Source organism: Pseudomonas sp. 05N36 (genome assembly GCF_056397385.1).
This window is the reverse complement of record NZ_JBFTNH010000005.1, coordinates 205690-225526: the sequence shown is the minus strand read 5'-3', so window position 1 is coordinate 225526 and position 19837 is coordinate 205690. Positions and strand designations below refer to the sequence as shown.

General features: G+C 60.2%; 19 protein-coding genes. 12 read left to right on the top strand and 7 right to left on the bottom strand.

The annotated features are described in order from the left end of the window. Positions 1–47 precede the first annotated feature (47 nt). The 4 genes from AC1DIH_RS09425 to AC1DIH_RS09410 all read left to right on the top strand — a co-directional run bounded on the left by AC1DIH_RS09425 (position 48) and on the right by AC1DIH_RS09410 (position 4160). Positions 48–1142 carry a polyamine ABC transporter substrate-binding protein gene (locus AC1DIH_RS09425; RefSeq protein WP_477771486.1) on the top strand — a complete coding sequence of 365 codons (1095 nt, stop codon included), beginning with the start codon at positions 48–50 and terminating at the stop codon, positions 1140–1142. Positions 1143–1213: 71 nt separating this feature from the next. Next, the gene (locus AC1DIH_RS09420; RefSeq protein ID WP_054594534.1) at positions 1214–2356 is read left to right on the top strand and encodes an ABC transporter ATP-binding protein; all 1143 of its coding nucleotides are present in this window, start codon (positions 1214–1216) and stop codon (positions 2354–2356) included. Positions 2357–2391: 35 nt separating this feature from the next. Next, complete coding sequence (locus AC1DIH_RS09415) at positions 2392–3273, top strand: ABC transporter permease subunit (protein ID WP_477771586.1); 882 nt, start codon at positions 2392–2394, stop codon at positions 3271–3273. Then, complete coding sequence (locus AC1DIH_RS09410; protein WP_477771485.1) at positions 3270–4160, top strand: ABC transporter permease subunit; 891 nt, start codon at positions 3270–3272, stop codon at positions 4158–4160. Before AC1DIH_RS09415 ends, AC1DIH_RS09410 begins: the two co-directional genes overlap by 4 nt. Before the next feature lie 224 nt (positions 4161–4384). Here AC1DIH_RS09410 and AC1DIH_RS09405 read toward each other — a convergent pair whose 3' ends face one another. The 3 genes from AC1DIH_RS09405 to AC1DIH_RS09395 all read right to left on the bottom strand — a co-directional run bounded on the left by AC1DIH_RS09405 (position 4385) and on the right by AC1DIH_RS09395 (position 8195). After that, the gene (locus AC1DIH_RS09405) at positions 4385–4726 is read right to left on the bottom strand and encodes a carboxymuconolactone decarboxylase family protein (RefSeq protein WP_477771484.1); all 342 of its coding nucleotides are present in this window, start codon (positions 4724–4726) and stop codon (positions 4385–4387) included. A gap of 370 nt (positions 4727–5096) precedes the next feature. Then, on the bottom strand, positions 5097–7508 hold the full coding sequence (locus AC1DIH_RS09400; RefSeq protein ID WP_477771483.1) for a penicillin acylase family protein: 2412 nt from the start codon (positions 7506–7508) through the stop codon (positions 5097–5099). A 102-nt stretch (positions 7509–7610) separates the two neighbouring features. Beyond that, on the bottom strand, positions 7611–8195 hold the full coding sequence (locus AC1DIH_RS09395; protein ID WP_477771482.1) for a DUF6436 domain-containing protein: 585 nt from the start codon (positions 8193–8195) through the stop codon (positions 7611–7613). A 109-nt stretch (positions 8196–8304) separates the two neighbouring features. Here AC1DIH_RS09395 and bipL point away from each other — a divergent pair, with 109 nt between their 5' ends. Then, the gene (gene bipL / locus AC1DIH_RS09390) at positions 8305–9258 is read left to right on the top strand and encodes a phospholipase BipL (protein WP_477771481.1); all 954 of its coding nucleotides are present in this window, start codon (positions 8305–8307) and stop codon (positions 9256–9258) included. Positions 9259–9386: 128 nt separating this feature from the next. Here the strand turns inward: bipL and AC1DIH_RS09385 are convergent, their stop codons facing one another. Next, positions 9387–10139 carry a DUF2059 domain-containing protein gene (locus AC1DIH_RS09385; RefSeq protein WP_477771480.1) on the bottom strand — a complete coding sequence of 251 codons (753 nt, stop codon included), beginning with the start codon at positions 10137–10139 and terminating at the stop codon, positions 9387–9389. Positions 10140–10271: 132 nt separating this feature from the next. On the opposite strand from AC1DIH_RS09385, the gene AC1DIH_RS09380 reads away from it, so the two are divergent. Both AC1DIH_RS09380 and AC1DIH_RS09375 read left to right on the top strand, forming a co-directional pair. Further along, positions 10272–10904: a 2OG-Fe(II) oxygenase gene (locus tag AC1DIH_RS09380; RefSeq protein WP_477771479.1), complete on the top strand. Its 633-nt coding sequence runs from the start codon at positions 10272–10274 to the stop codon at positions 10902–10904. A gap of 2 nt (positions 10905–10906) precedes the next feature. Continuing rightward, a complete protein-coding gene (locus AC1DIH_RS09375; RefSeq protein ID WP_427546649.1) occupies positions 10907–11395 on the top strand; it encodes a 2-thiouracil desulfurase family protein in 489 nt (162 codons plus the stop codon). 146 nt (positions 11396–11541) lie between these two features. On the opposite strand, the gene AC1DIH_RS09370 is transcribed toward AC1DIH_RS09375, so the two are convergent. Further along, entirely contained in the window at positions 11542–12315 is a 774-nt protein-coding gene (locus AC1DIH_RS09370) for a transporter substrate-binding domain-containing protein (protein ID WP_477771478.1), read from the bottom strand. A gap of 132 nt (positions 12316–12447) precedes the next feature. Here AC1DIH_RS09370 and AC1DIH_RS09365 point away from each other — a divergent pair, with 132 nt between their 5' ends. Then, positions 12448–12885: a DUF4399 domain-containing protein gene (locus AC1DIH_RS09365; RefSeq protein WP_054594523.1), complete on the top strand. Its 438-nt coding sequence runs from the start codon at positions 12448–12450 to the stop codon at positions 12883–12885. A 61-nt stretch (positions 12886–12946) separates the two neighbouring features. On the opposite strand, the gene serA is transcribed toward AC1DIH_RS09365, so the two are convergent. Further along, positions 12947–14176: a phosphoglycerate dehydrogenase gene (serA, locus tag AC1DIH_RS09360; protein ID WP_477771477.1), complete on the bottom strand. Its 1230-nt coding sequence runs from the start codon at positions 14174–14176 to the stop codon at positions 12947–12949. 204 nt (positions 14177–14380) lie between these two features. On the opposite strand from serA, the gene AC1DIH_RS09355 reads away from it, so the two are divergent. The 3 genes from AC1DIH_RS09355 to AC1DIH_RS09345 are packed head-to-tail and all read left to right on the top strand — an operon-like array spanning position 14381 to position 17379. Next, positions 14381–15775, top strand: coding sequence for an FAD-binding oxidoreductase (locus AC1DIH_RS09355; protein ID WP_477771476.1), 1395 nt, complete (start codon positions 14381–14383; stop codon positions 15773–15775). Positions 15776–15812: 37 nt separating this feature from the next. After that, on the top strand, positions 15813–16478 hold the full coding sequence (locus tag AC1DIH_RS09350; protein ID WP_477771475.1) for a fumarylacetoacetate hydrolase family protein: 666 nt from the start codon (positions 15813–15815) through the stop codon (positions 16476–16478). Continuing rightward, positions 16468–17379: an SdiA-regulated domain-containing protein gene (locus AC1DIH_RS09345; RefSeq protein WP_477771474.1), complete on the top strand. Its 912-nt coding sequence runs from the start codon at positions 16468–16470 to the stop codon at positions 17377–17379. Before AC1DIH_RS09350 ends, AC1DIH_RS09345 begins: the two co-directional genes overlap by 11 nt. 123 nt (positions 17380–17502) lie before the next feature. Here AC1DIH_RS09345 and rpiA read toward each other — a convergent pair whose 3' ends face one another. Beyond that, positions 17503–18177, bottom strand: coding sequence for a ribose-5-phosphate isomerase RpiA (rpiA, locus tag AC1DIH_RS09340; RefSeq protein ID WP_477771473.1), 675 nt, complete (start codon positions 18175–18177; stop codon positions 17503–17505). A gap of 144 nt (positions 18178–18321) precedes the next feature. Between rpiA and ilvA the strand changes: the two genes are divergently transcribed. After that, the gene (ilvA, locus tag AC1DIH_RS09335) at positions 18322–19836 is read left to right on the top strand and encodes a threonine ammonia-lyase, biosynthetic (RefSeq protein ID WP_477771472.1); all 1515 of its coding nucleotides are present in this window, start codon (positions 18322–18324) and stop codon (positions 19834–19836) included. The last annotated feature ends 1 nt before the right edge of the window (position 19837 follow it).

The window sequence follows — 19837 nt, the reverse complement described above, 5'->3', positions numbered from 1 at the left end:
ACGTAACGCTGGGCAACTTGGGCCCAACTATTTTAGAGGACCTTCACTTGCCTGTTTCTTTATTTCGCAACGCCATGCTGGTCGGCGCCGGCCTGACACTTGCCGTCAGCGTTCAAGCTGCGTCCACCGTGCATATTTATAACTGGTCGGATTACATCGGGCAGACCACCCTCGCCGATTTCGAAAAAGCCACTGGCGTCAAGCCGGTGTACGACGTGTTCGACTCCAACGAAACCCTGGAAGGCAAGTTGCTGGCCGGGCACACCGGGTATGACGTGGTCGTGCCGTCCAACCACTTCCTGGGCAAGCAGATCAAGGCCGGGGCGTTCCAGAAGCTCGACAAGTCGCAGTTGCCGAACTACCCCAACCTCGATCCGGTGCTGCTCAAGCGCCTGGAAATGAACGACCCTGGCAACCAGTACGCCGTGCCGTACCTGTGGGGCACCAACGGCATCGGCTACAACGTCGACAAGGTCAAGGCGGTGCTCGGCGTCGACAAGATCGACTCCTGGGCCGTGCTGTTCGAACCCGAGAACATCAAGAAGCTCAACAGTTGTGGCGTAGCCTTCCTCGACTCGGCTGACGAAATGCTGCCGACGGTCCTGAACTACATGGGCCTGAACGCCAACAGCACCAACCCGGACGACTACCAAAAGGCTGAAGCCAAGTTACTGGCGGTACGGCCTTATGTGACCTACTTCCACTCGTCCAAATACATCTCGGACCTGGCCAACGGCAACATTTGTGTCGCGGTCGGTTTCTCCGGGGATATTTTCCAGGCCAAGGCCCGTGCTGCCGAAGCTGGTAAAGGCGTGAATGTTGCCTACGCGATTCCAAAGGAAGGCGGTGCGCTGTGGTTCGACATGCTGGCGATTCCCAAGGACTCCGCCAACGTCAAACAGGCCCATGCCTTCATCAACTATGTACTCAAGCCTGAAGTGATCGCTCAGGTGAGTGACGCCGTCGGCTACGCCAACCCCAATCCCGGGTCGGACAAACTGATGGAGCAATCGATTCGCAGCAATCAATCGGTGTATCCACCGCAAGCGGTCCTCGACAAGACCTACGTGCAGGTTGAGCTGCCGCCAAAGATCCAACGGTTGATGACCCGCAGCTGGACCAAGGTCAAGTCGGGTAAATAGTGACAAAGGCTCAAACTATCCAAGGTTTGCCTGTATTGGGTGAACTGCAAATTTTGTTGGGAGTTTCGTAAATGGCAGTTGCCTCCGGCGCCTATAAGAAAGCCCTCGAGGGCGACCAGACACCGAAACAGGTGCTGGTCAAAATCGACCGGGTCACGAAGAAGTTCGACGAGACGATTGCTGTGGACGATGTGTCCCTGGAAATCAGGAAAGGCGAGATCTTCGCCTTGCTCGGCGGTTCGGGATCGGGCAAATCGACCTTGCTGCGCATGCTGGCAGGTTTCGAACGGCCTACGGAGGGGCGCATTTTCCTCGACGGCGTAGACATCACCGAGATGCCGCCGTACGAGCGGCCGATCAACATGATGTTCCAGTCCTACGCCTTGTTCCCGCACATGACCGTGGCGCAGAACATCGCTTTCGGCCTGAAACAGGACAAGATCCCGTCGGCTGAAGTCGACGCCCGTGTGACCGAAATGCTCAAGCTGGTGCAGATGAGCCAGTACGCCAAGCGCAAGCCGCACCAGCTTTCCGGCGGTCAGCGTCAGCGTGTTGCGCTGGCTCGTTCCCTGGCCAAGCGTCCGAAGCTGCTGTTGCTCGACGAACCGATGGGCGCACTGGATAAAAAACTGCGCTCGCAGATGCAACTCGAACTGGTGGAAATCATCGAGCGCGTCGGCGTGACCTGCGTCATGGTGACCCACGACCAGGAAGAGGCAATGACCATGGCCGAGCGTATCGCGATCATGCACCTGGGCTGGATCGCCCAGATCGGTAGCCCGATCGACATCTACGAAACCCCGACCAGCCGCCTGGTCTGTGAGTTCATCGGCAACGTCAACATCTTCGAAGGTGAAGTGGTGGACGACGCCGAGGGCCACGCGCTGATTACCTGCAAGGACCTGGACCGCAACATCTACGTCGGCCACGGCATCAGCACCTCGGTGCAAGACAAGTCGGTGACCTACGCGATTCGTCCGGAAAAACTGCTGGTGACGGCAGAAATGCCGACCTGTGAGCACAACTGGTCGAGCGGCAAGGTCCACGACATCGCCTACCTCGGTGGCCACTCGGTGTTCTACGTCGAACTGCCAAGCGGCAAGATCGTGCAGTCGTTCGTGGCCAACGCCGAACGTCGTGGCCAGCGCCCTACCTGGGGCGATCAGGTTTACGTCTGGTGGGAAGACGACAGCGGCGTGGTACTGCGCTCATGAACACGCAAAAACTCACGAGCCGACTCAGTCGAATAATTCCCGCGGGTCGTCATCTGGTCATCGGGGTCCCGTTCCTCTGGCTGTTCATGTTCTTCATGCTGCCGTTCTTCATCGTCCTGAAGATCAGCTTCGCCGAAGCCGACGTGGCCATTCCGCCGTACACCGAGATCTACAGCTACGTCGATCAGAAGGTCCAGTTGCTGCTGAACCTGGGCAACTACACGATGCTGGGCGGCGACGAGTTGTACATCGCTGCCTACCTCGGCTCGTTGAAAATGGCGTTTTTCAGCACTCTTCTCTGTTTGCTGATCGGCTACCCGATGGCCTACGCCATTGCCAGTGCGCGCAAAGAGATACAGACGGTGCTGGTGTTGCTGATCATGATGCCGACCTGGACCGCCATCCTGATCCGCGTGTATGCGTGGATGGGCATTCTCAGTAACAACGGCCTGCTCAACGGCTTCCTGATGTCGATGGGCTGGATCAACGAGCCGCTGCAGATCCTCAACACCAACCTGGCGGTCTATATCGGCGTGGTTTATTCGTACCTGCCGTTCATGATCCTGCCGCTGTACGCCAACCTGGTGAAGCACGACAACAGTTTGCTGGAAGCCGCTTCGGACCTGGGTTCGAGTACCTTCAACAGCTTCTGGAAGATCACCGTTCCATTATCGAAAAACGGCATCATCGCCGGCTGCATGCTGGTGTTCATCCCCGTGGTCGGTGAGTTCGTGATCCCGGAACTGCTCGGCGGCCCGGAAACCCTGATGATCGGTAAAGTGCTCTGGCAAGAGTTCTTCAACAACCGTGACTGGCCGGTGGCGTCCGCCCTGGCGGTGGTGATGCTGGCGATCCTGATTGTGCCGATCATTCTGTTCAACCGCAGTCAGGCCAAGGAAATGGAGGGTAAAGAATGAAGCGCTTCCGTTTCTCCAGCCTGATGCTGGTGCTCGGCCTGTTGTTCATTTATGCGCCGATGCTGATCCTGGTGATCTACTCGTTCAACGCCTCCAAACTGGTGACGGTCTGGGGTGGCTGGTCGGTGAAGTGGTACGTCGGCCTGCTGGACAACACCCAACTGATGGGCTCGGTGGTGCGCTCGCTGGAAATCGCCTGCTACACCGCGATTGCCGCCGTAGCGCTGGGCACGCTGGCGGCCTTTGTGCTGACCCGCGTCACCCGCTTCAAGGGCCGCACACTGTTCGGCGGCCTGGTCACCGCGCCGCTGGTGATGCCGGAAGTGATCACCGGCCTGTCGTTGTTGCTGCTGTTCGTGGCGATGGCGCAGATGATCGGCTGGCCACAGGAACGTGGCCTGGTGACTATCTGGATCGCTCACACTACGTTCTGCGCCGCCTATGTGGCGGTGGTGGTGTCGGCACGATTGCGTGAGCTGGACCTGTCCATCGAAGAGGCGGCCATGGACCTCGGTGCACGGCCGTGGAAGGTGTTCTTCCTGATCACCATCCCGATGATCGCGCCGTCGCTGGCCGCCGGCGGCATGATGTCGTTTGCCCTGTCGCTGGATGACCTGGTGCTGGCGAGCTTCGTCTCCGGTCCGGGTTCCACGACCTTGCCGATGGAAGTGTTCTCGGCTGTGCGTCTGGGCGTGAAGCCCGAGATCAACGCCGTGGCCAGCCTGATTCTGTTGGCTGTTTCGATCGTGACCTTCCTGGTCTGGTTCTTCAGCCGCCGCGCTGAAGAAAGTCGCAAGCGTGCGATCCAGCAAGCCATCGAAGAGGGCGCTGCGGATTCATGGAAACAACCGGACGTACGCCGCGCGCAGGCGCCGGAAGCGGCTTAACCCCGGCAGCACAAAAAAACCTCGCTCCCTGCAAAGAGAGCGAGGTTTTTTTATCTGCAGGGTTGGCGAATGGAAAGGCTTCTGTGGCGAGGGAGCTTGCTCCCGCTGGGCCGCGAGCGGCCCCAAAACCTGCAACCGTGCTGTATCAGGTGTACCGCACTCATCGGTTTTGGGAGTGCTGCGCACTCCAGCGGGAGCAAGCTCCCTCGCCACAGGGGTTGATGTCAGCCTTTCAGCATGTCATGTGCTTCAAGTGCTCGCAGCGAGTAGATGTACGCCGCGCCAGCGTTCAACGAGATTGCGGTGGCCAGGGTGGCGGCGATTTCTTCGCGGGTGGCACCGGCCTTGATCGCCGCATCAGTGTGTACACCGATGCAGCCATCGCAACGAGTGGTGATGGCGACGGCGATGGAAATCAACTCGCGGGTCTTGGCGTCGAGCACGTCATTTTCAGCGGCAGCTTCATCCAGCGCCATAAAGGCCTTGACCATTTTCGGGTTGCTCTTGCCCAGTGCGCCGAAGGCTTTCTGGATGGTGGGCAGCAGTTCGGACCAGTTATTGAACATTGCATTCACTCCTGAGCAGGTTGGGATGTACGGCGTGCGACACGTACAGTTTTGACCACTCGGGCGGTTTGCGTTTGCCCGATCCGCTCAATTGTTGATCCAATCGTCGCAAATGAACTCGATCGATAAACTCATCGCTTTGACCGGCCTGCGCGTTCAGCAAGAAGTTCAAGCAAACAGCGCCGGGAAGATTGTGGCGAAGAGTTTAGATCTGTGTTGTCTGTCGGGGCCTCATCGCGAGCAAGCTCGCTCCCACCTTTAATCTGCGGTGAACACATAATTTGTGAACACTGGAGATCCAATGTGGGAGCGAGCCTGCTCCGGGCGGCGTTCCGACGATGACGGCAGCCCAGCCAACAAAAATCTTAACCTACTGCGCCACCCGCGCCGGCAACAGCTTCAAGGTGCTGCGGGTATTGGCCGTGACTTCTTCCTCGTTGAAATGCGCCTCCTGGTAGACGCCTTCGATATAGGCTTCGGCCTGGTCATCGTAGTGTGAATCGAATGGCACGCCGCTTTGGCCGACCGGGTTGATGGTCAGGCCGTGCGCCGGGTCGGCGAAGTCGATGATCCGGCGGGTCGACGGGCCGTAAGTCACGGGCCATGGCGCCGGGCCGATTTTTGCCGAGAGGTTGTTCGGCACTTCGTGGCTGCCGGGGGCCTCGAACGGGCCGACGTTGAAGATTCGATCCAGCGGCTTTTGCATGCCCAGCGGATGGCCGTGGGTCAGGGTGTGGGCGTCGCCCCATAGCCATTGCGCCGGGTCAGGGCCAATGGTGGTTTTCAGGTGGGCGATACTCGCCTGCCACGCAGCCTTGACGATGTCGGCGCGGGTTTCCTTGCCGAGTGTGTTGCGGTTGTCCCACCACGGCGAATCCGCGGAGGCAGCCAGCCGAGGCAGTGCAGCATCGATCACGCGGGTCGAGAGCAGGGTCTCGAAAAAGCTGTCGCCGAGTTCATCGTGCAGTGCGCCATCGGCGAGGTTGAACAGGAACTGGTTGAACAGGGTGGCGCTGGTGGAGTTCATCGGGTAATCGCCTTTCCACTTGGCCAGTTGCTCCACCAGTTGCAGCTCTTGCGGGTCGCTGACCACTTCACGCAGTACCGGCAACAGCGGGGCCAACAGGCGAGGGCCGTAGTCGGTGGTGGTGCCCAGTTGCAGTTTCTGGCTGGCGTCGATGTTCCACTTCACGCTCTTGTCGCTGAGCTGGCGATTGAGCTGCTGACCGCGATCCGGCAGGTTGTAGTAGCCAGGGATCTCCATGCCTGTCGGCGAAACCGGCTGGAAGTTGGCCGAGACGATATAGCCGCGCGCCGGGTTTTCTTCCTGCGGGTTGGCGCTGAACGGGTAGAAACCTTCCTTGTCAGCCTGATTGGTGCTGCCGTCGAGTATGAACCACGGCTTGACCCCGGCCGGACGTTTAGGCAGTTGTGCTGCCGCCCACCAGCCAATGTCACCCTTGGCATCGGCCCAGACGATATTCAGCCCCGGCGCATGAACCTTGGCCGCCGCCGCGCGAGCCTTGACCAGGGTGTCGGCACGATTGAGCTGGTAGAAGCCTTCGAGGATCGGGTTCTGGGTTTCGAGGAACGCCCACCACATGGCGATCGGCGTCTTGCCGGCGCTGGCACCGAGCACGTCGTTGATGATCGGGCCATGGGGCGATTGACGCAGGATCAACGTGACCGCTGCCTGGCCCTTCACGGCAATCTGTTGCTCGGTGTTGACCATGTCGACCCACTTGCCGTGATACCAGACCTGGTTGGCGTTGTCCGGGTTGACCTTCTCGGCGATCAGGTCGAGGTCGTCGTTCTGGAACATGGTCAGGCTCCAGCCGAAGTCCAGGTTGTGGCCGAGGAAGGCAAAAGGCACCAGGACCTGATGGTGCCCGTAGAGCTCGAAACCCGGCGCCGAGAGTTGCGCTTCGTACCACACCGACGGCGTCGAAAAACGAATGTGCGGATCACCGGCCAGCAGCGGTTTGCCGCTTTGGGTGCGCGAGCCGGAAACCACCCAGGCGTTACTGCCCTCGAACTGTGGCAGGCCGTTGTCGGCCAACGCTTGCTCACTCAGGCGCGCAATGGCGTTGAGGTCTTTCCAGTCAGCGGCGGAGAGCACCGGGGCTTTGCTGGACTGACGTTTGGCCAGCACGCCTTTGGGCTGCCAATCGAGATCGAAGATATTCAGGTAATCGCTGCCCAGTTGATCGCGCACATAGGTCAGCAATGGTTCGGTGCGAAACGCCGCGGCAAAGCTGTAGGCCATGTAGCCGGCGACGCTGACGGTGTCCTCGGCGGTGAACGCGCGTTTGCGGATGCCCAGCACGTCGAATTCTATCGGCGCTGCGTGGGTGTCCTGATACTGGTTGATCCCGTCCAGATAGGCTTGCAGGGCCTTCCACGCCGCAGACTGGCGGTCGAGTGCGGCCACGTAGCTTTCGGCGCGCTCGCGGATGCGCAGGCTGCGGAACAGTTTGTCGGTGTCGATCAGTTTCGGCCCGAGGACTTCGGCCAACTCGCCACGGGCCAGGCGGCGCATGGCTTCCATCTGGAACAGCCGGTCCTGGGCATGCACGTAACCGAGGGCGCGATAGAGGTCGGTTTCGTTTTCGGCGCGAATATGCGGCACGCCGCGTTCATCGTAGCGCACCGTCACCGAGCCTTGCAGGCGTTGCAACTCCACCTGGCCCTGACGCGTCGGTTGCTTGCTGTACACATACCAGCCACCGCCAGCCGCGAGGACGACGAGTAGCAGGGCCAGCAGGGTCAGAACGCGTTTCATGGTGACTCCTTGTGCTTTCGAAATTGCCGCCGTCAAGGCTGCAAACATTTAGCACAGACCCTCTGTGCCGAGCATTACCTTCCTTGAAAAGTCCGGAATGCCTTAGTGAGTTTCATCCGTCTTCGCCCATGGACAGTAGCAGCCCACCGCGAGGGTATGTGTGGCGCTCACCGGGCGGTCTTCGCTCAGTGCTTGCAGGATCGGTTCGATAAAGCTGTTGCTGGAGTTGCAGGTCAGGCCTTCGCTGTAGGGGCCGAAGTACGCCAGTTTGCCGCTGCGGTCCCAGATCGCGACCGCCGGGCTTGCGGGGATTTGTTCGGAGCCTGGCAGGGCGTCGAGGGGTTTGAGGCGGCTCAAGGTGCCGGGTAACTGACCCTGGCTGCCGGGCTTCTGTACCGCRTAAAACTCAACGCCTTGCGGCACAAAGTGCTCAAGCAGTTCGGCCAGGTGCTGTTGATTGCCGACGTTGCACGGGCAGGCCGGGTCCCAGAAGTGCACGACCCGAATCGCACCGGGGCCTGCCAGGTTCGCGGGAAGGTTCAGCGGATCGCCGGAAAACAACGCGGTGTGCGAGCTGAACGTCCGCAGGTAGCGTCCCTGAAACCAGTCATAGGCGGCCCACAGCACGCCGGCACACACAAGGGCGAGCAGACTGGCAAGCAGTGTCGTGCGGTAGTGCGGGCGCATACGGAACCATCCTCGAAGGTCGCGTAGCTTGCCATGCTTGCCGCGACAGATGAATATCGCAGGCCCATAAAGTCTTTTTTGCGCTCCGCGCTTTGCCTGGAAACCCGTGATGCCAGCCACCTTCGACCCCGATCATCTGCGTGCCAGCCTGCGGCCCTTGGCCGAGGCGCAGCCGTTGTCGGAGGAAGCGCAGGCCTATCAGCATTTCTACGGGCTGGATTTCCCGCAGCGCAGTGTGCCGGTCAAACGCGGGCTTGGCAGTTTCAAGGTCGGTGACTATCAGTTGGTCAGCCAGGTCTGGTGGCCGCAGCGGTCGGTGGCGACGATGTTCCTGTTCCACGGTTTCTACGATCACATGGGCCTGTATCGGCATGTGATCGAATGGGCGCTGGATCAGGGGTTCGTGGTGATCGCCTGTGATTTGCCGGGGCATGGGTTGTCGAGCGGCGAGCGCGCGAGCATCGAGGATTTCGCCGAGTATCAGGCGGCGCTGCAAGGGCTGTTCGCTGAGGCGCGGTCACTGGACCTGCCGCAACCGTGGCACCTGTGCGGGCAGAGTACGGGCGGTGCGATTGTCATCGATCACGTGTTGAGCGCTGGCGCGGACAGTCCTGCGCAAGGGCAGGTGATACTGCTTGCGCCGCTGGTTCGGCCGCGCTCCTGGGGCTGGTCGCATTTCAGCTATTACCTGATGAAGCCTTTCGTCAAAGGCATCGCCCGGCGTTTCAGCGAAAACACCAACGACCCGGCGTTCTTGCCATTCCTGCAAGCCGATCCGCTACAGCCGCTGCGTTTGCCGAGCGCGTGGGTCGGGGCGCTGGCGCGGTGGATCAAGCGCATTGAAGCGGCTCCGCGCAGCAGCCGTCGGCCACTGATCGTCCAGGGGCAGGCGGACATGACGGTGGATTGGGAGCACAACCTTGAAGTGCTGGGGAGCAAGTTCGACCGGCCGCAGGTGTTGAAACTGCCCGAGGCCCGCCATCATCTGGCGAATGAAATCCCGGCGTTGCGCCAGGAGTATTTCGGGTTTTTGACCAAGCGCATCAAAGGGCGAAATTTCTAGCGACTGTTATGACGCCATCGCGAGCAGGCTCGCTCCCACACTGGATTTGTGAACGACATAAAACCATTGTGGGAGCGAGCCTGCTCCGGGCGGCGTTCCGACGATGGCGATCTTCCAGACGCAGAAGCTTACTGGCTGAGGCTCGAGGTGCTTTGCCCCACCGCCAACCCCGCTCGAATCGCTGCCAACGCCGCCCGGTAATAGGCCTTGCCTTCAGCGGATTCGGCAAATGTGGCGAATTCCTCCAGTTCGTCATCCGACAGGTCGCGATAGACATACAGCAACGTGTTGTTCAAGTCGGAGCCGATCTGATCCATCAAGCGCTTACGCTGGCCGTCCAGCATGCCTTGGGCCTGAGCGCCGCCGAGCAGGCCGGGGATCATCTGGCTCAGGCTGTCGGCCGCTACGCCGGCAATCGCCAGACTGACTTCGGCACCGGCTTCGCGTGCCGGCAGTGCCTGGGCCAAATGGCCAATGATCAACTGCCGGGCGTCACTGGCTTCGATTTTCGGCAGGCCTTTGGCGTTCTTCGCCAGCTGGTCGCGGCGGGTCGCCAACAGTTCGGCGGCGATGATCTTGCGCCCCAGTGGCGACTGGAAAAACGCCAGTGCAGGTTTCGGGTCTGCGAGGTTCTTGCGCAGTTGCGCTTCGGCTCGACGGTCCATGGCCTGCGGGGCAAAGCGCTGGTTGCTGTTACTGACCAGCGCTTGAAACACCGCGGGCGGCAGGCTGCTTTGGTAACGTTGCTGGGCGGCAGTGAGGGCATCGTTAAAATGCGCGCGTTGGTCTGGCCAACCGGCGACCTTGTACAACTGGTCGTGGCTGTCTGCCCAGGCGGGCAAAGTGCAGAGCATCAACAGTGAAAAAAACAAACGTCGCATAAGGACTCCTGTCGGCAGGCGACTATTCTCCGGGGGCGGCCGCAGGTTGTCGAGAATTCGTATCAGGCTCGTCAGCTTATCCGACGATCCTCCGCTACACGGCTCTGTCGGATTTCCTGGCGCAGGAATACTATGCGCGCCATGCAAATACCCTCTGATCACCCGCTGCTGTTACGTATCGTCGACGACCTGGCTACACACGGCTGGTCGCAGCAGAATATTTTCCTGCCTCAGGGTCTGACCCTGGAACTGGCGGCTGAGTGCCGTAAACGTGCAGCCGAGGGCGAACTGGCGCCAGCGGCAGTGGGGCGCGGGCCTTTCTCGGAGATTCGCGAAGGCATTCGTGGCGACCATATTCAGTGGCTTGAGCCCGGGCAAGACGAGGCCTGCGACAGCTATCTGGGGTTGATGGACAGCCTGCGCGAGGCGATGAACCGTGGGTTGTTTCTTGGGCTTGAGGATTTCGAGAGCCATTTCGCGCTGTATCCACCGGGCGCGTTCTACCGCAAGCACGTCGACCGCTTTCGCGACGACGACCGGCGCATGGTGTCGGCGGTCATCTACCTCAATGACGCCTGGCTGCCGGAGCATGGCGGCCAGTTGCGGATGTACCTGAAGGAGGGCAGAGAGCACGATGTGGTGCCCACTGGCGGTTGTCTGGTGGTGTTCCTGTCGGGCGAAGTGCCCCATGAAGTCCTGCCCGCGACCCGCGAGCGCCTGTCATTGACGGGCTGGTTTCGCCGGCGCGGCAACGAGCCATTCTGATCATGCAGAAAATTCTGGTGAGTCGTTGTCTGCTGGGCCACCGCGTGCGTTACGACGGCGGGGCCAGCGGGCCGTTCAATCAGCTGGAACAGTGGATCGCCGAAGGTCGGGTGATCCCCTTGTGTCCGGAAGTCGCCGGCGGTTTGCCAACACCTCGGGCTGCGGCCGAGATTCCGGGTGGGCAGGGCGGCCAGGTGCTCGACGGTATTGCACGGGTGATAACGACCGAGGGCGAGGACGTCAGCGCCGAGTTTCTCTCCGGCGCCCATCAGGCGCTGGAACTGGTCCGCAAACACGCGATCCGCATCGCCGTGCTCAAGGCCAATAGCCCGTCCTGCGGCAATCGATTGACCTATGACGGGACTTTCAGCGGGGTCAAAGTCAGCGGCGAGGGTGTCACCGCAGCCTTGCTGACCCGCAATGGGGTGCAAGTGTTCAGCGAGTTGGAGTTGGCCGAGGCTGCGCTCGCGTTGGCTGCACTGTCCTTGTAGCAGCTGCCGAAGGCTGCGTTCGAGGACGAAGTCCTCGCAGAGCTAACACCACGCAGTTCCTGACGTAGTGCATTAGGACGCTTGCGACGGCTTCGCCGCCGAACGCAGGCTTCGCCAGCTGCTACAGGATTGCGTACATTTCTATATCAAGGTTTCGGTGGTTGGCTCGCGTCCATGCCGAACCATTTCTCCGACAGCGTCATCAATCGGCCGTCCGCCTTGATCCGTTGCAGGGCCCGGTCAAGGCTGGCCTGGAATGCCGGGTTACCTTTCTGAAACGGAATCGCCAGGCTCAGGGTCGGACCGACCTTGGCACCTTCTTTTACCGGTAGACGACTGTCGCGAATGGCGTAGGGGATGAGCAAGCGATCGCTGATGGCGGCGTCGATCTGCTTTTCTGCCACATCCTTGAGCGGTTGCTGCGCGTCGGGATAGCTGCGCAGGTCAATACCTTCGACACCGCGTGCCTGTTCGACGAACTGACTGCCTTGCGCCACACCCAGGGCCTGGCCCTTGAGCGCCAGCAAAGTGCCGAGCGGGCGTTGTTCTTCCTGGCGCACGATCAATTGTGCGCTTGAATAACTATAAGGTTCGCTGAAGTCGAAACGATCCTTGAGCTCTGGAGTCAGTGCTATGTGGTTGATGGCGACGTCGTACTTGCCGCTCTCGACCCCCGGCAACAGATCGGTCGAATCGGTGACAACGAAGTCGGCGCGGACATCCAGTTCGTTGGCCAGCAGTTGGCCCAGTTCGACTTCGAAGCCGCTGAGCTTGCCGTCTTCCTTGAAATTGAAGGGAGGAGTGTTGGCTTCAAGCGCAATGCGCAACTCGCCGCGGTCGTTTACATCGTCGATCAGTTCAGCGTGAGCAAAAGGGCTCACAAGGGGCAGCAACAGTATCAGGCCAGGCAGAAAGCGCATGGTCACTCCTTGAATTCATTATATGCGGCGCGCTGTTTCAGTGCGCTTTGCTATGGTGTTGAGGAGCTTCGACAACGAATCGCCACGAAGTTGTCACAACCGTAAAGATTAAGTTCAAAACTGGAGAAAAGAATGAAAACCTTTATGTCACGTGCAGTTCTCGCCGGTCTGATGCTCAGCGCTTCGATGCTGGCGAGCGCCGCGGACGTCCCCCGCACCAAGGCCCCTGCGGGTGCGAAGGTGTATATCGTCTCTCCGGCGGACGGTGCGACCGTGGACAAAACCTTCAAGGTCCGATTCGCTGTTGAAAAAATTGCCCTGGCGCCGGCCGGCGATCAGACCCCGCATACCGGGCACCACCACCTGCTGATCGACGTCAACCAGTTGCCAGCCGAGAACATGCCGATCCCGGCGGACGCCAACCACCTGCATTTCGGCAAGGCACAGACCGAAACCGAAGTGACCCTGACGCCGGGCAAGCACACCTTGCAACTGGAGCTGGGCGACAAGAACCACGTGCCGTTCGATCCGCCGATTCTCTCGAAAAAAATCACCGTGACGGTAAAGTAAGTTATTTCCAGGCATGAAAAAGGGAGACCCGAGGGTCTCCCTTTTCATTGACGCTTGAGCGTTAGAACAACACGCGGCAACGGATGGTGCCGTTGATGTGTTGCAGCTTCTCTTGCGCCAGGTCCGAGTATTCGGCGTCGACGTCGATCACGACGTAGCCGACTTTCTCGTTGGTCTGCAGGAACTGACCGGAAATGTTGATACCGTTTTCGGCGAAGACCTTGTTGATCTCGCTGAGTACACCCGGAATGTTCTGGTGAATGTGCAGCAAGCGGTGCTTGCCAGGGTGAGCCGGCAAAGCTACTTCCGGGAAGTTGACCGAGGACACCGACGTACCGTTGTCGCTGTACTTGACCAGTTTCTCCGCGACTTCCAGGCCGATGTTGGCTTGCGCTTCAGCGGTGGAGCCGCCGATGTGCGGGGTCAGGATCACGTTGTCCAGGCCACGCAGCGGGCTTTCGAACTCTTCGTCGTTGGAGCGTGGCTCCACCGGGAATACGTCGATGGCCGCGCCGATCAGGTGCTTGTCCTTGATCGCGTCCGCCAGGGCGTCCAGTTCGACCACGGTGCCGCGAGCGGCGTTGATCAGGATGCCGCCTTTCTTGATGGCGCGGATTTCCTTCTCGCCGATCATCCACTGGGTAGCAGCCGTTTCCGGTACGTGCAGGGTCACGATGTCGGACATCGCCAGCAGCTCGTGCAGGTTGCCGACCTGAGTGGCGTTGCCCAGAGGCAGCTTGGTCACGGTGTCGTAGAAGTACACCTGCATGCCCAGGCCTTCAGCCAGGACCGACAGTTGAGTACCGATCGAGCCATAACCGACGATACCCAGCTTCTTGCCGCGGATTTCGAAGGAGTTGGCCGCGCTCTTGATCCAGCCGCCACGGTGGCAGGAAGCGTTCTTCTCAGGGATGCCGCGCAGCAACAGGATCGCTTCAGCCAGCACCAGCTCGGCCACCGAACGGGTGTTGGAGTACGGTGCGTTGAAGACAGCGATGCCGCGTTCGCGAGCAGCGTTGAGGTCGACCTGGTTGGTGCCGATGCAGAAACAGCCAACAGCGACCAGTTTCTTCGCGTGATCGAAGATTTCTTCGGTCAGTTGAGTGCGGGAGCGAATGCCGATGAAGTGCGCATCAGCGATCTTTTCCTTCAGCTGGGCTTCCGGCAGAGAACCTGTCAGGTACTCGATGCTGGTGTAGCCCGCCGCCTTGAGGACGTCGACAGCCGATTGGTGGACGCCTTCGAGAAGAAGGAACTTGATCTTGCTCTTATCGAGAGAAGTCTTGCTCATCTGCGTAAACCTGTGTCCCGGAGAAAAATGGCAGGGAAGTGGCCAGCAGATGCTGACCCGAGCGGCAGGAACGCCGTCGCCGCAGAACAGCCTTTGGGCACTATCCTGCGGGGGCGGTATGCTAGCATATGCACCCCGCAAACACTCATTCCTGCGACGTGAAGCGTACTCAGGATGACCATGAATTGTTCGAGAGTTCTGTCGATGACCAATCCCGCCCTGATTGAAGAGCTGAAGACCCTGGTTGAGCCTGGCAAGGTGCTGACCGATGCCGACTCCCTGAATGCTTACGGTAAGGATTGGACCAAGCATTTCGCCCCGGCCCCGACGGCCATCGTGTTCCCCAAGACCACCGAGCAGGTCCAGGCCATTGTCCGTTGGGCGAATGAGCACAAGATTGCGCTGGTGCCGTCGGGCGGACGCACCGGGCTGTCCGCTGCTGCCGTGGCAGCGAATGGCGAAGTGGTGGTTTCCTTCGACTATATGAACCAGATCCTCGACGTGAACCTGACCGACCGGACTGCGACTTGCCAGCCGGGTGTCGTCACCGAACAACTGCAAAACCGCGCCGAAGAGCACGGTTTGTACTATCCGGTGGACTTCGCTTCTGCAGGTTCCAGCCAGATTGGCGGCAATATCGGCACCAATGCCGGCGGGATCAAGGTTATTCGCTACGGCATGACCCGTAACTGGGTTGCCGGCATGAAAGTCGTGACCGGCAAGGGCGACCTGCTGGAACTGAACCGCGACCTGATCAAGAACGCCACCGGCTACGACATGCGTCAGCTGTTCATCGGCGCCGAAGGTACCTTGGGTTTCGTGGTCGAAGCGACCATGCGTCTGGATCGTGCCCCCAAAAACCTCACCGCGATGGTCCTCGGCACCGCCGATTTCGACTCGATCATGCCGGTGCTGCACGCGTTCCAGAACAAGCTCGACCTGACTGCGTTCGAATTCTTCTCCGACAAGGCCCTGGCCAAAGTCCTCGCGCGCGGCGACGTGCCGGCGCCGTTCGAATCCGATTGCCCGTTCTACGCGCTGCTGGAATTCGAAGCGACCACCGAGGAAGTGGCCAACCATGCGCTGGAAACCTTCGAGCACTGTGTTGAAGAGGGTTGGGTGCTGGATGGCGTGATGAGCCAGAGCGAATCGCAACTGCAAAACCTCTGGAAGCTGCGCGAATACATCTCCGAGACCATCTCCCACTGGACGCCGTACAAGAACGACATTTCGGTCACTGTGTCGAAAGTCCCGGCGTTCCTGAAGGAAATCGACGCGATTGTCGGCGAACACTACCCGGATTTCGAAATCGTCTGGTTCGGCCACATCGGCGACGGCAACCTGCACCTGAACATCCTCAAGCCAGAGAACCTCAGCAAGGACGAGTTCTTCGCCAAGTGCGCGACCGTCAACAAGTGGGTGTTCGAAACCGTCGAGAAGTACAACGGCTCGATCTCGGCCGAGCATGGCGTGGGCATGACCAAGCGGGATTACTTGACCTACAGCCGTTCGCCGGTTGAGATCGAGTACATGAAAGCGGTCAAGGCGGTGTTCGACCCGAACGGCATCATGAACCCGGGCAAGATCTTCGCTGTTTGAAGCCGCTGTACCTGATGAATCAATAAGGGAGTCGGTTATGAGCTATCAGCACCAGTATGTCGACGGTACGCGTATTCATTTCCCGGTCGGGAAAGTGGTGTGCATCGGGCGTAACTATGCCGAACACGCCAAGGAACTGGATAACCCGGTGCCGACCGAGCCGCTGCTGTTCATCAAGCCGGGCAGTTGCGTGGTGTCGCTGGAGGGTGGTTTTGCGATTCCGACCGAGCGTGGTTCGGTCCACTACGAGGCGGAAATCGCCGTGTTGATCGGCAAGCCGTTGTCGACCAAGCCAAGCCGCGAAGAAGTGCTGGATGCGATCTCCGGGTTTGCACCGGGGCTGGACCTGACCTTGCGCGACAAGCAGGCCGAGCTGAAATCCAAAGGCCTGCCATGGGAAATCGCCAAGTCGTTCGACGGCGCCTGCGTGCTGGCGCCGTTCGTGGTCAGCAGCACCTTCCCGGACCTGACCGACATCGGTATCCGCCTGACCATCAACGGTGAAGTTCGCCAGGACGGCAACAGCAGCTTGATGCTCAACCCGATCGTGCCAATGATCCAGCACATGGCAGGCTGCTTCTCGCTGCAAGCCGGTGACGTGATCATGACCGGCACTCCGGCTGGCGTCGGTCCGTTGAACGTTGGTGATGAACTGGTACTGGAATTGCCGGGCGCCGGCAGCTTCAAGAGCAGTGTTCGCTAAACCGCAAAACCGAGTCCTGATCGTGCTCTTCGCTGCAGTCGTGGCGTTGGGCGCGGCCGGGCAGCATTATCGTTTGTTCGAGCGCAGCTGGTTCGACCTGCAGGCCTGGTTGCACCCGGCCGACGGCCAGTCCATGGCACTCAACGATTACCAGGTGGTTGTCGAGGCGAAGGTCATTGACGGGCTGAGTGCTGACGTTTCGGCGCTGACGTTTGATCCGGTGCGCCAAAGCCTGTTCACCGTGACCAATAAAAACTCCGAGCTGCTCGAGCTGTCCCTCGACGGGCGAATCCTGCGCCGCGTGACGCTGATCGGGTTTGGCGACCCGGAAGCGGTGGAGTTCATCAGTGCTGATACCTATGTGATCGCCGATGAATATCAGCAGCGCCTGATCAAGATTCACCTGACGGATGAAACGGAGTTTCTCGACGCTGCGGATTCCGAGCAGATGACCCTTGGCGTGCACATGAGCAGCAATAAGGGCTTTGAAGGCCTGGCCTACGATTCGGTAGGCAAGCGGCTGTTCGTCGCCAAGGAACGCGACCCGATGCTGATCTACGAAGTGCAGGGCTTCCCGCATTACAATCCGGAGAAATCCTACGCGGTGCATGTGGTCAATAACCCCAAGCGCGATGCCGGGCTGTTCGTGCGCGACCTGTCGAGCCTGCAATATGACAAGCGCAGCGGCCATTTGCTGGCGCTATCGGATGAGTCGCACCTGGTGCTGGAACTGGATGTCGACGGTCGGCCGTTAAGCACGATGTCGCTGGACAAGGGGCGTCAGGGTTTGCAAAAGACGGTACCGCAAGCGGAGAGGATCGCCATGGACGACAGCGGCACGATGTACCTGGTCAGCGAACCCAACCTGTTTTACGTCTTCAAAAAGCCCCCACAACCCTGATCAACACCACAAAACCAATGTGGGAGCGAGCCTGCTCGCGATTAGGCCGGCACATTCAACATCGATGTTGAATAACCGACCGCTATCGCGAGCAGGCTCGCTCCCACAGGTTTTGTGTTCGCCTTACTTGGCGTGCAGAGTCTTCACGCCTTCGCTCGTGCCCAGCAGTAGCACGTCTGCCGGACGGGCGGCGAACAGGCCGTTGGTGACCACGCCGACGATGGCGTTGATTTGAGTCTCGAGCTCGACCGGGTTGGTGATCTGCATGTTGAACACGTCGAGGATGATGTTGCCGTTGTCGGTCAACACACCTTCACGGTAAACCGGATCGCCGCCCAGTTTTACCAGCTCGCGGGCCACGTGGCTGCGGGCCATCGGGATCACTTCGACCGGCAGTGGGAAGGTGCCCAGGACCGGCACCAGTTTGCTGGCGTCGGCGATGCAGATGAACGTCTTGGCCACGGCTGCAACGATCTTCTCGCGGGTCAGGGCTGCGCCACCGCCCTTGATCAGGTTCAGGTGCTCATCGCTTTCATCGGCGCCATCGACATAGAACTCCAGGTCGCTGACGGTGTTGAGCTCATACACCGGAATCCCGTGGCCCTTGAGGCGCGCGGCGGTGGCTTCGGAGCTGGCAACCGCGCCGTCGAATGCGCCCTTGTGCTGGGCCAGTGCGTCGATGAAGCAGTTGGCGGTGGAGCCGGTGCCGACCCCGACGATGCTCTTGTCGTCGAGTTTTGGAAGGATGAAGTCGACGGCGGCCTGAGCCACTGCCTGTTTGAGTTGATCCTGGGTCATGCGGGCTCCGAGGTGCCAAAGGGGAACGAAAGGCCCGCATTATAGCCCCATGCCTGGCTAAATCCTCTGGATTCGTGTGGTCGCACGGGCAAAAGCCGGGTTAGACTCCTTGGCCCTGCCCAACCCGCTCAGTGATGCTTTCCGATGCTCGAACAGTACGTCAAAAAGATCCTCACCTCGCGCGTTTATGACGTTGCCGTAGAAACCCCATTGCAGACTGCTCGCCAGCTCTCCGAGCGGCTGGGCAACAAGATCTGGCTCAAGCGCGAAGACTTGCAGCCGGTGTTCTCGTTCAAGATTCGCGGCGCTTACAACAAGCTGACCCAATTGAGCGATGAAGAGCGCGCCCGTGGCGTGGTCACCGCCTCGGCAGGTAACCATGCGCAGGGCCTGGCGCTCGCGGCCAAGGTGCTGGGCGTGAAAGCGACCATCGTCATGCCCAAGACCACCCCTGAGATCAAGGTCGAAGGCGTGCGCTCACGCGGCGGCAAAGTGGTGCTGCACGGGGATTCCTTCCCAGAAGCCCTGGCCTATTCGCTGAAACTGGTCGACGAAAAGGGCTACGTCTACATCCACCCTTACGATGATCCGCACACCATTGCCGGGCAGGGCACCGTGGCGATGGAGATTCTGCGCCAGCACCCGGGGCCGATTGATGCGATTTTCGTCCCGGTGGGCGGTGGCGGCCTGATCGCCGGGATCGCCGCGTACGTGAAGTACCTGCGGCCCGAGATCAAGATCATCGGTGTCGAGCCGGACGACTCCAACTGCCTGCAGGCGGCCATGGCGGCCGGTGAGCGCGTGGTTCTGCCGACCGTCGGGCTCTTTGCCGATGGCGTGGCAGTGGCGCAGATCGGCCAGCACACCTTCGACATCTGCAAGGATTACGTCGATGAAGTGATCACCGTCAGCACTGACGAGATCTGTGCAGCAATCAAGGATATCTACGACGATACCCGCTCGATCACCGAGCCTGCCGGCGCCTTGGGTGTAGCGGGGATCAAGAAGTACGTCGAGTTGCGCGGTGTAGCCGGGCAGACCCTGGTGGCCATCGACTCAGGCGCCAACGTCAACTTCGACCGCCTGCGCCACGTCGCCGAGCGCGCCGAGCTGGGTGAAGGCCGCGAAGCGATCATCGCCGTGACGATCCCGGAGAAGCCGGGCAGCTTCAAGGCGTTCTGCGAAGCCATCGGCAAACGCCAGATCACCGAATTCAATTACCGCTACAACACCGGCAGCGAAGCGCACATCTTTGTCGGCGTGCAGACGCACCCGGAAAACGATCCACGCAGTGCGCTGCTCGCCAGTCTGACCGAGCAGGGCTTCCCGGTGCTCGACCTGACCGACAACGAACTGGCCAAGTTGCACATTCGCCACATGGTCGGCGGTCGTGCGGCGCAGGTCGTCGATGAAGTGGTGTTGCGCTTCGAGTTCCCTGAGCGTCCGGGAGCGCTGTTCAACTTCCTCAACAAGCTCGGCGGGCGCTGGAACATCTCGATGTTCCACTACCGTAACCACGGCGCGGCCGATGGTCGGGTGGTCGCCGGTCTGCAAGTGCCGCATGAAGAGCGCCATCTGGTGCCGGCGGCGCTGGCGGAAATCGGTTACCCGTATTGGGATGAGAGTGACAACCCGGCGTATAAGCTGTTCCTCGGCTGAG